The organism is Streptosporangium sp. NPDC006013, assembly GCF_040614275.1.
GTDB lineage: Bacteria > Actinomycetota > Actinomycetes > Streptosporangiales > Streptosporangiaceae > Streptosporangium.
The window spans coordinates 1-10527 of sequence record NZ_JBEXUE010000359.1 but is presented as its reverse complement, the minus strand read 5'-3'; the positions used below and the strand labels follow the sequence as shown (position 1 = coordinate 10527).

Here is a 10527-nt window from a genome sequence, read left to right as displayed (position 1 = left end):
GACCGGGTTTCATGCCGGTCGCCCGATCATGATTTCACGTCCTCGGTGGCTAGGAGGCTCGTCCCCCCGGGTGGGCGGGCCCCGTCTCGGGCAACCTGGTCTCGGGCTGTCCGGACTCTTTCTTCGCCTGTTTGGCGGAGCGTGTCGCTTTTATGGCGGCCTTCTTGCTCTTACCCGAGCTCTTCGCCGCCTTGTTCTTACTGTCCTTGGTGTTCTTGGTGTCCGTCACCGTTTCCCCCGTTGTGCTTGATGGGCGACGCCCTTGATTAGGCACTCAGAGGGGTTTAATACCCTTTACGGGCATCAACCACCCACAATCTGTGCGGTTACGGATGCGGTGCGTGGTCGAGGGCGGTGCCGGTCGGTGTCGGTCGGTGCGTCGAATCATGTGCGGTCCTCGCTGCCGGGGGCTCCGGCGAGGGCGCTCGTCCTCGTAACCGCCGCGCCGGTGTCGCGCACGCCGGGCTCGTCGTGGCGGACGGCGGCGGCCAGGAGTGTGAGGTCGCCTTCGAGGTTGTCCGGTGTGAGCGTGCCCCCGGCATTCCGCCAGGCCGGCCTGACGCTCTGCCGACGTCGTGCGGGAGGCGTTGTTCCCGGGGCGGCCGATGGCGGCGATCCGGGCCGTGGGAATGTCGAGATCGCGGAGAAGGCTGGGAATCGCCCGACACCTGAGCCGCGGCCCTTCCGGCCCCGGGGGAGGGCATGATCGCGTGCTTGGATTGCGCCTGCGAAAAGAAGAGGTAAATCGCAGCCCTCAGAACGGATAATGATCTTCACGATTGGGCAGAACGTCGGCACATGGCTTGCGTTCCGGGGAGGTGATGCATGGCCTGGTCACAAGACGAGGAGCGCATGCTGCTGCAGATCGAGCGCCATCTCGTCGATGAGGATCCGCGGCTAGCCGCGCGGCTGGAGTCGTTCAACGAGCGTGTCCAGCGCAAGGAGGGTGGCGGTGTCCGCAAACGCGGCGCCAAGAAGGGCAGGGGGCGTTCTGCCAGGCGCCTGCGCCGTTCGACGGTCATCATCATGTTCAGCTGGCTGCTGATCGCGACGCTGATCGCCACGCTTCTCATCATGGTTCTGCGCCACGAGGCGGCCGCTGCGTTCCCGCTGTGACAACAGCCGTCGCCGGCGGCCCCCTCTGCGGGCCTTCGTGACCGTCGCCGCGATCGCGGCCGTCCGTCAGCCGAGGGCGCGCAGGAAGTCGGCGGCCACCGGGGCGGCGACCGCCCCGCCGCCGGAGCCCTCCTCGACGATCACCGCGAAGGCCAGGTCGCCGCGGAAACCGATGAACCAGGCGTGGGTCTTCAGGTCGTCCTGCGCGCCGTACTCGGCGGTCCCGGTCTTGCCCCGGGTGCCCCGGGGCAGGCCCGCGTCCTTGGCCGTTCCCTTGGTGACCACCGCGGACATCATCTGGTGCATGCCGGGCATGACGGCCTCGGGGAGCGCCTGAGGCTCCGCCTTCTGCTTGATCGAGGGGACCAGGGTCGGCGGGCGCCAGGTGCCGTCGGCCAGCGCGGCGGCCACCGAGGCCATCATCAGCGGGCTGGCGGTGATCCGGCCCTGCCCGAAGGACTCCGCGGCCAGCTCCGCGTCGCTCTGGGCCCTGGGGAAGCTGCCCTTGGCGGCCGGGACGCCGATGCTGAGCTGCTTGTTGAAACCGAACAGCTCCGCGGTGCTCAGCAGCTTGTCGGCGCCCAGCCGCTCCTTGGCCAGGGGCGCGAAGGTGGTGTTGCAGGAGTGGGCGAAGGAGTCGGACAGTGACACCGAACCGTAGGCGGCGTGGTGGGAGTTACGGATCGGCAGGCCGCCTACCTTGACGTCCTTGGGGCAGGTGACCCGATCGCCCGGGTTCATCCCCTCGGCCAGCAGCCCTACGGCGGTGACCGCCTTGAAGGTCGAGCCGGGGGGATAGTTGCCGTCCAGTGCCCGGTTGAAGCCGCCCTCGTTGTTCACCACCGAGAGGATCTCGCCTGTCGAGGGTTTGATCGCGACCAGTGCGGTGGTCTTCTTCAGGTCGCGGACCGCCTCGACCGCGGCTCGCTGGACCCGCATGTCCAAGCTGGTCTCCAGGTTCTTGCCGGCCTCGCCCTCGATCTTGCCGAGCGTCTTGACGGTCTTCTTGTCCGCGCCGACGAGTTCGACCTCGGTGTCGGGGGTGCCGGCCAGGCGCTTCTGGAAGGTGCTCTGCAACCCGCTCGCGCCGACCGCGTCGCCGACTTTGTAGGGGACCCCCAGTTTCGCGACGCTCTTCGCCGTGGCCTTCTCCAGGTAGCCGACGAGCTGCTGCACCGAGCCGCCCACGTCGGCGCCGTCGATGCGGGCGCCGTCGGCGGAGGTGATCGCGGCACGCTCCGGCCACTTCGTTCTCAGCGCGAAGGCGGTGGTCGCGGTCAGGTCGGGGTGGACGGCACTGGGCGACCACCTGACCCGCCAGTGCCGGTCGACGACCGTCAGGTCGACGCTGCCGGAGTAACTCCACTCGCCGACGTCCTTCAGCTTCAGCGTCGCGGTGTAGGAGGCCTGGCCGGTGCCGTCCCCGGTCTCGCGCACCCCGTCGAGCCGTACGACGGTGTTCTCCACGGCCAGGGCCTTGCGCATGTTGTCGTACGTCGTGGCGAACGCCGGGTCCGGTGCTCCCAGCTCGGCGCGCATGCCCGCCAGGTCGCCGCTCTGCCAGGCGCCGACGAATCGCTGTGCGGTCTCCTCGGGCGTGCCCCTGGTGTGCAGGTACCACCAGGCGCCGCCGCCGGCGGCCCCCGCCACCAGCACGACGGCCGCCGATGTGATCGCGATAGTTCTACCCCGTGCCACGTGATCCCCCCAGCTCTCGGTGCCCCAGCGCCGCAGCCTAGCGTGACCTGCGCGAGATATTTCGATAAATGATCATTTGTCCTGTGTACGGCTGGGCGCGTAGCTCGTCACGTACTCCTGCCCGGACAGCTCCTGGATCGCGGTCATGATCTCGTCGGTCACCCTACGCCGGTCGCGCGCGCTCGTCTCGGAACCGGTGAAGGTCATCGGCTTGCCGATGCGGACGCTCACCCGGCCCGGCCTGGGCCTCGCGGCACCGATCGGCAGCACCTTGTCGGTGCCCCCCATCGCCACCGGGACCACCGGCGCGCCGGTGGCCAGGGCCAGCCAGGAGACGCCGACCTTGCCCCGGTAGAGGCGGCCGTCGGGGGAGCGGGTGCCCTCGGGGTAGATGCCGAACAACTCGCCGTCGCCGAGCACCTTCGCCGCCGCGTCGAGCATGTCCTGGGCCGAGGTGGGGCTCTGCCGGTCGATGCTGATCTGGCCGGTGGCGCGCATCCACATCGCGGTGACGGGGTTACCGGTGAAGTACTCGGCCTTGGCGACGAAGCGTACCTGGCGCTTGAGCACCAGCGGCAGGAAGGTCGAGTCGAGGATCGACAGATGGTTGGAGGCCATGATGGCCGGACCCGTGACGGGAACGTGCTCATGCCCGGTGACCGTGGTCGGCCAGAGCAGATGCAGGATCGGAGCGCTGACGGTCTTGGTCAGGCGATAGAGCACGGACTCTCCTCATGAGACGGGTTCACCACACTAGGTGGTGGCCCGACGGCCGACGGTTGTACGCACCCGCACAAGCGGAGCCGCCGGGTTTGTGGCCCTCCTCCAACAGCGTGGCTCTTTTCCGGGGCGAGCCCGACGAAATCCTCCGGTCGGGCCCGGTGAAAAAGAAGCGTCCCGCGAGCCTGGGGGGCTCGCGGGACGCGATGTTTTGGTGCCGATGTGGCGGTCGCCTCCTCGGCGAGAGGCACAACACGGCTCCAGCCGAACGGTATTCCGTGAAGGCGGTAATTTGCGGCCCGGGGGACACAAACCACATCGGCACGATCACTCTAACGGACGTCCGCCGGTGGTTATTCCGCTTCTCCCGTCACCGGCGTGTCAGCCATGGCCGGTGGCCTCCGGTCACTCGCAGCTCACGGTGGGAACCGGACTCCGCCGCCCTCGCCGCGGGAGGAGAAGATTCAAGGCTTCTGGTGGCCGGCCGCTGGGACCGCCGGTGCGGCGCCGCGGGGGAGGCTCAGCGGCCGGCCAGCCGGGCCTCCGCACGGGCCCATGACTCCTCGCCCTCCTCGGGAAGGTAGGTGACCAACCGCTCGCTCTGCCGCACCAGGGCGCGGATATCGGAGACCACGCCTTGGGCGCGGGCCTGGACCAGGGCGTTGCCGAGGGCGGCGGCCTCCACCGGACCGGCGACCACGGGCAGGCCGGTCGCGTCGGCGGTCATCCGGCAGAGCAGCGCGTTGCGGGCACCGCCGCCGACCACGTGCACGACCTCCACCTTCTGGCCGCTGAGGCGTACGGCGTCGCGGAGCGTGCGCCGGTAGGCCAGGGCCAGGCTCTCCAGCACGCACCGTACGGTTTGCGCCCGTCCCTGCGGGGGCCGCTGGCCGGTCCGCTCGCAGTAGGTCGCGATCCGGGCCGGCATGTCGCCGGGGGGCATGAAGACCGGGTCGTCGGGGTCGACCACCGCCTGGAACGGGACGGCCTGCGCGGCGGCGTCGAGCAGGCCGGCCACATCGGTCTCGCCCCAGGTGCGCATGCACTCCTGCAGGATCCACAGGCCCATCACGTTGCGCAGGTACCGGACGGTGCCGTCGAGGCCGCCCTCGTTGGTGAAGTTGGCCAGCCGGCTCTCCTCGGTCAGGACGGGCCTGGGGAGTTCGAGCCCGACCAGCGACCAGGTACCGGAGGAGATGTAGGCGAACCGCTCGGTGCTCGCGGGCACCGCCGCCACCGCGGAGGCGGTGTCGTGTGAGGCGACCGAGGTGACCGGGGTGGAACCCGGCAGCCCGGTCTCCGCGGCCACCTCGGCCAGGAGCGTCCCGGCGGGCGCTCCGGGGTGCCGCAGCTCCGGCAGGAGCCCGGCCGGCAGGCCCAGTCGCTCCGCCAGCCCTCGGGCCCAGTCGCCGGTCCGCACGTCGTACAGGCCGGTGGTGGAGGCGTTGGTGACCTCCGCGCCGACGGAACCGGTCAGCCAGCGGGTCAGCAGGTCCGGGATCATCAGCAGCGTCTCCGCGCGGTCGAGGCCCGGCTCGGCGAGCAGCTGGTAGACGGTGTTGAACGGCAGGAACTGCAAGCCGCCGACCTGGTAGAGCGTGTCGGCTCCCAGATCGGCGACGACTCGCTCCATGATCCCGTTGGTCCGCCCGTCGCGGTAGTGCACCGGGTTGCCGATGAGCCGGCCCGCGCCGTCGAGCAGCCCGTAGTCGACGGCCCAGGAGTCGATGCCGATCGAGTCGACCGGCCCGGCCTCGCGAAGCCCGTCGAGCACCCCCCGATAGAGGGCGAGGATGTCCCAGTGCAGGGTGCCGTCGACCCGGACCGGGCGGTTGGCGAAGCGGTGCGCCTCGGTCAGGCTGATCCGCTCGTCCTCGATCCGCGCCGTCATCACCCGGCCGCTGGAGGCTCCCAGGTCGACCGCCGCGTAAACGCTCATCTGTCACTCACCACTCGTGGTCAGGTGGTCGCCGCCGTTCCGTCCGCCGCTCAGCCGGTGGACTCGCGGGCGACCAGTTCGGGCTGGAACATGATCTGCCGGTGGGCGTGCTCGCCGGGGTTGCCGCACTCGTCCAGCAGCAGTTCGGTGGCGATCCGCCCGAGTTCGTAGGTGGGCTGACGGATCGAGCTCAGCGACACCGCCGAGGCCACCGCGAAGTCGATGTCGTCGTAGCCGATCAGGGCCACGTCGCCGGGCACGCCGACCCCGGCCTGGTGCAGGCCGCGCAGTACACCGAGGGCGAGCATGTCGTTGGCGCAGAAGATCGCCTCGGGCAGCCGCCCGGAGCGGACCAGCCGCTCCGCCGCCTCCTGGCCCGCCCGCGCGGTCATCGCGGGCATCTCCACCGTCTCCAGCGCGGTCGCCGGGGCGAGACCCGCGGCGGCGAGAGCCAGCTCCGCGCCCCGTCTGCGGTCCGCGCACTGCCGGATGGCCAGCGGGCCGGTGATGTGGTGGATGCTCCGCGCGCCGCGCTCCAGCAGGTGGCGGGTGGCCAGCCGGCCGCCCGCCACGTCGTCGACGCTCACCGAGCACAGGTCGGGCCGGTACGCCGGATGGTCGACCAGCACCACGCTGATGCCGTGCTCGCGCAACCCGTCGAGCCGCCGGGGATCGTCGTCCGACGGCGTGATCAGCACGCCGCGTACCCGATGTTCGGCGAACACGCGCAGGTTGTGCTCCTCCTTGGTGCGGGAACCTCCCGAGTTGCCGAGGATCACCGCGTAGCCGAGCTCGCTGGCGACGTCCTCGGCGCCTGCGGCGACGTCGGTGAAGAACGGGTTGCCGATGTCCATGAGCGACAGCCCGATGGTCCGGCTGTGCCCGGCGCGCAGCGTCGAGGCGGAGCCGTGCCGGACGAAGCCGAGCTCGCGGATCGCGCGCCTGACGCGCTCCCGGGTCTCGGGAGCGACCCGCTCCGGCCGGTTGAGCACGTTGGACACCGTGCCGGGGGAGACCCCGGCGACCCGAGCGACCTCCTTGATGCCGACGCCGCTCACCTGCTGTCCCCCCTTGACCCGGCATAGATTAAAACGTGTTACACGATGTCGGCAAGACCCTACTCAAAGATGACGATGGGCCCACCATCCCCCTGCCTGCGTAGTTGTCGTAACGCGTTGGAAACGAGACCTTCACCACCCATTGACAATGTCTGACGCTGCGGTTTAGCGTCCGGTCAGTCTTCTAAAACGTTTTTAGAGCAGGGAAGGGGTGTGGCGCGGTGACCGCACCGGGCGATGGGGAGGCGCCACTCGGGCCGTCCCCCGGCGGGGCCCCTCCGGTCCTGGCACTGGCCGGGGTCAGCAAGGCGTTCGGCGCCGTGCAGGCGTTGCGCGAGGTCTCTCTGAACCTTTACGCCGGAGAGGCGCACGCGCTCGCCGGGGAGAACGGCGCGGGGAAGTCCACCCTGGTGAAGACCCTGGCCGGGGTGTACCGTCCGGACACCGGGCAGGTCCTGCTGGACGGCGAGCCGGTGGAATTCGGCAGTCCCGCCGACGCCCAGCAGGCGGGCGTGGCCGTGATCTACCAGGAACCCACGATGTTCCCCGACCTGTCGGTCGCCGAGAACATCTTCATCGGCCGGCAGCCCAAGGCCGCGCTCCGCCGCATCGACCGCAGGGCCATGCACGGCCGGGCCGCCGAGCTGTTCAAACGGCTCGGCGTGGCGCTCGACCCCGAGCAGCCGGCCCGCGGCCTGTCCATCGCCGACCAGCAGCTCGTGGAGATCGCCAAGGCGCTCTCCCGGGACGCCCGGGTGCTGATCATGGACGAACCCACCGCGGCGCTGTCCGGCAACGAGGTGACCCGGCTGTTCAACGTGGTCAAGGCGCTGCGCGAGCAGGGGTGCGCGGTGCTGTTCATCTCGCACCGCCTGGACGAGATCTTCGAGCTCTGCCAGCGGGTCACCACGCTGCGCGACGGCGGTTGGATCGCCAGCGAACCCGTCGCGGGCCTGACCCATGACGACCTGATCCGCCGTATGGTCGGCCGCGACCTCGACAACCTTTATCCCAAGCAGGAGACCGAGGTCGGCGAGGTCGCCCTCAAGGTCGGCCGGCTCACCCGTGAGGGCGTGTTCACCGACGTCTCCTTCGAGGTGCGGCGGGGCGAGATCGTGGCACTGGCGGGGCTGGTCGGCGCCGGGCGCAGCGAGGTCGCCCGGGCCATCTTCGGAGTGGACCGCTGGGACGCCGGGACCGTGGAGGTCAACGGAGAGCGGCTGCCGCCCGCGTCCCCGACCGCCGCGATGTCCGCGGGCCTGGCCCTGGTCCCCGAGGACAGGCGTCAGCAGGGGCTGGTGATGGACCACTCGATCGAGCGCAACATCGGCATCACCGGCCTGAAGGCGCTGCGCCGTGGCCCGGTGATTTCCCGGGCCGCCGAGCGGGACCGCGCCCGCGACTGGGCCATCCGGCTCCAGCTCAAGTTCAACCGGCTGTCGGACGCGGTGAACGTGCTCTCCGGCGGCAACCAGCAGAAGGTCGTGCTGGGCAAGTGGTTGTCCACCAAGCCCGACGTGCTCATCATCGACGAGCCCACCCGGGGCATCGACGTGGGCACCAAGGCCGAGGTACACCGCCTGCTGTCCCAGCTGGCCGCCGACGGGCTCGCCGTGCTGATGATCTCCTCCGACCTGCCCGAGGTGCTGGGCATGGCCGACCGGGTGCTCGTCATGCAGGAGGGGCGGCTCGTCGCCGAGATCCCGCGGGAGCGGGCCACCGAGGAGAGCGTGATGACCGCAGCGACCGGAGGGACCTCGTGATCGACAGGAACGAGGGCGCCGGAAAGCACGGTGCCCGGGTCATGCGGCGGACGGAGGAGGCCTCATGAGCGCCGTCACCGCCGGGCGGAGCACCCGGAATCTGGTGGACCTGGTCTTCCGGGCCCGCGAGCTGAGCATCGTGGCGGCACTGGCCGTCCTGGTCATCGTGACCGTGGGCGTCAACGGCAACTTCCTGTCCGAGCAGGGCGTCAAGGACATCTTCCTCAACGCCTCCATCCTGGTGCTGCTCGCCGTGGGCCAGTCCGTCGTGGTCATCACCCGCAACATCGACCTGTCCGTCGGCTCGGTCGTCGGCCTGGTGGCCTTTACCGTCGGAGACTTCCTCGCCGCCGACCACAGCAGGGGCATCGTCTTCGCGGTGGTCCTGGGCGTCGGGCTCGGCGCGCTCTGCGGACTGGTCAACGGCCTGCTGGTCAGTTTCGGCCGAGTCCCGGCCCTGGTGGTGACGCTCGGCACGCTGTACGTGATCCAGGGCGTCGACCACTACATCGCCCACGGCAGGCAGATCAACGCCGTCGACCTCCCTCCGGCACTGCTGTCGCTGGGCAACGGCACGGTGTTCGGCATCCCGTACCTGCCGATGATCGCCGTCCTGGTGATGCTGGCCGTCGGCTACTACCTGCGCTCCTACGCCTCGGGCCGGGACTTCTACGCCATCGGCTCCAGCCCGGAGGCGGCGGCACTGGCCGGTGTGTCCGTGCGGCGCCGCGTCATGGCGGCCTATCTCTTCAGCGGTGCGCTCGCCGGCCTGGCCGGGGTGCTCTGGCTCTCCCGGTTCGGCACCGTCGTCGCCGACGCCGCCAACGGCTGGGAACTCCAGGTGGTCAGCGCCGTCGTGGTCGGCGGCGTGGCGATCACCGGCGGTGTCGGCACCGTATACGGCGCGGCCCTCGGCGCGCTGCTGCTCACCACGATCACCAGCGCGCTGGTCGTGCTCAAGGTCAGCCCGTTCTGGCAGCAGGCCATCACCGGCGCGTTGCTGCTTCTGGCGATCAGCGTCGACCGGCTGCTCGCCCTGCGGGTCGCGAGGGTACTGCGGAGGAGGAACTTCCGAAATGGCTCCTGACGTGAAGTCCGCCACCGGCGCCGCGGACACGGCCGCTCCGCTCCTCGCCGGGCTGCCGGACCGTGGCTCGCCAGGCCGGTTCCTCCGCTGGGACGTGCTGGTCGGCCTGCTCCTGGTGCTCGTCTTCATCGGCGGCTCGGTGGGATCGCCCGGCTTCGCCGGCGTCGACAACCTGTCCTTCGCCCTTGGCGACCTCGGTGAGATCGCGTTGATCGCACTGGCAATGACCATGCTGGTCGTCGCCGCCGAGGTGGACCTGTCGGTGGCCTCCGTGCTCGGCCTGTCGAGCGCGCTGGTCGGCACCCTGTGGGACGCCGGCTGGGCGATCGAGACGATCATCCCGCTGGTGGTCGTGGTCGGGGCGGTATGCGGCCTTGTCAACGGTCTGCTGGTGACCAGGCTGGGACTGCCGTCACTGGCGGTGACGATCGGCACGCTGGCGCTCTACCGGGGCCTGGCCTACGTGGTGCTCGGGGACCGGGCCATCGCCGAGTTCCCGCAGCAGTACGTCTCCCTCGCCGTGGAGGATGTTCCCGGCACCCCGATCCCCTACCCGGTGGCGCTGTTCGTCCTGCTGGCGATCATCACCGGCGTCGTGCTGCACGCCACCGGATTCGGCCGCTCGCTGTTCGCCATCGGTGCTCAGGAGGAGGCCGCGCTGTTCGCCGGCATCCGGGTCAAGCGCATCAAGCTCATCCTGTTCGTGCTCTCCGGCACGGTCGCCGCCTTCGCCGGAGTGGTCTTCACCCTCCGCTACGGCAGCGCCCGCGCCGACAACGGCATGGGCCTGGAGCTGGCCGTCATCGCGGCCGTCCTGCTGGGCGGCGTCGACTTCGACGGCGGCAAGGGCACCCTCGGCGGGGTGATCGCCGGAGTGCTGCTCATCGGCCTTCTCCGCAACCTGCTCATGCTCAACGACGTGTCGACGGAGATCCAGTCGATCGTCACCGGACTCCTCCTGATCATCTCGGTGATCACCCCGCGTCTCGTTGCCGTCATAGGGCAACGCCGGCGCCGCCCGTCACCTGTCTCATCGCCCACGCCCCCCGCATCCTGAGGAAGCGCTTATGTTCACTGTTTCGCGAAGGTCCGCCTCGACCGCGGTCGTGGCCGGTCTGCTCTCGCTCGGGCTCGCCGCCTGCGGCG

8 protein-coding genes are annotated in these 10527 nt (G+C 70.1%); 4 read left to right on the top strand and 4 right to left on the bottom strand.

Features of this window, described 5'->3' with window-relative positions; translation table 11 throughout:
- The first annotated feature begins 825 nt into the window (after nucleotides 1-825).
- Nucleotides 826-1116, top strand: coding sequence for a DUF3040 domain-containing protein (locus ABZ260_RS37365; RefSeq protein WP_355626970.1), 291 nt, complete (start codon nucleotides 826-828; stop codon nucleotides 1114-1116).
- Nucleotides 1117-1182: 66 nt separating this feature from the next.
- On the opposite strand, the gene ABZ260_RS37360 is transcribed toward ABZ260_RS37365, so the two are convergent.
- The 4 genes from ABZ260_RS37360 to ABZ260_RS37345 all read right to left on the bottom strand — a co-directional run bounded on the left by ABZ260_RS37360 (nucleotide 1183) and on the right by ABZ260_RS37345 (nucleotide 6531).
- The gene (locus ABZ260_RS37360) at nucleotides 1183-2814 is read right to left on the bottom strand and encodes a penicillin-binding transpeptidase domain-containing protein (protein ID WP_355626968.1); all 1632 of its coding nucleotides are present in this window, start codon (nucleotides 2812-2814) and stop codon (nucleotides 1183-1185) included.
- 72 nt (nucleotides 2815-2886) lie between these two features.
- Nucleotides 2887-3537 (bottom strand): lysophospholipid acyltransferase family protein, encoded by a 651-nt coding sequence (locus tag ABZ260_RS37355; protein WP_355626966.1) that lies wholly within the window; start codon nucleotides 3535-3537, stop codon nucleotides 2887-2889.
- Nucleotides 3538-4054: 517 nt separating this feature from the next.
- Nucleotides 4055-5473, bottom strand: coding sequence for a rhamnulokinase family protein (locus ABZ260_RS37350; protein ID WP_355626964.1), 1419 nt, complete (start codon nucleotides 5471-5473; stop codon nucleotides 4055-4057).
- A gap of 50 nt (nucleotides 5474-5523) precedes the next feature.
- Nucleotides 5524-6531 carry a substrate-binding domain-containing protein gene (locus ABZ260_RS37345; RefSeq protein ID WP_350923720.1) on the bottom strand — a complete coding sequence of 336 codons (1008 nt, stop codon included), beginning with the start codon at nucleotides 6529-6531 and terminating at the stop codon, nucleotides 5524-5526.
- A gap of 221 nt (nucleotides 6532-6752) precedes the next feature.
- Between ABZ260_RS37345 and ABZ260_RS37340 the strand changes: the two genes are divergently transcribed.
- The 3 genes from ABZ260_RS37340 to ABZ260_RS37330 all read left to right on the top strand — a co-directional run bounded on the left by ABZ260_RS37340 (nucleotide 6753) and on the right by ABZ260_RS37330 (nucleotide 10438).
- Nucleotides 6753-8294, top strand: coding sequence for a sugar ABC transporter ATP-binding protein (locus ABZ260_RS37340; RefSeq protein ID WP_355626962.1), 1542 nt, complete (start codon nucleotides 6753-6755; stop codon nucleotides 8292-8294).
- 64 nt (nucleotides 8295-8358) lie between these two features.
- The gene (locus ABZ260_RS37335; protein WP_355568932.1) at nucleotides 8359-9381 is read left to right on the top strand and encodes an ABC transporter permease; all 1023 of its coding nucleotides are present in this window, start codon (nucleotides 8359-8361) and stop codon (nucleotides 9379-9381) included.
- Nucleotides 9371-10438: an ABC transporter permease gene (locus tag ABZ260_RS37330; RefSeq protein ID WP_355626960.1), complete on the top strand. Its 1068-nt coding sequence runs from the start codon at nucleotides 9371-9373 to the stop codon at nucleotides 10436-10438. The genes ABZ260_RS37335 and ABZ260_RS37330 overlap by 11 nt, the downstream gene beginning before the upstream one ends.
- The last annotated feature ends 89 nt before the right edge of the window (nucleotides 10439-10527 follow it).

Coding starts and splice junctions, on each gene's coding strand:
- ABZ260_RS37365 (WP_355626970.1), top strand. CDS start 826: ATGGCCTGGTCACAAGACGAGGAGCGCATGCTGCTGCAGATCGAGCGC.
- ABZ260_RS37350 (WP_355626964.1), bottom strand. CDS start 5,473: ATGAGCGTTTACGCGGCGGTCGACCTGGGAGCCTCCAGCGGCCGGGTG.
- ABZ260_RS37335 (WP_355568932.1), top strand. CDS start 8,359: ATGAGCGCCGTCACCGCCGGGCGGAGCACCCGGAATCTGGTGGACCTG.
- ABZ260_RS37330 (WP_355626960.1), top strand. CDS start 9,371: ATGGCTCCTGACGTGAAGTCCGCCACCGGCGCCGCGGACACGGCCGCT.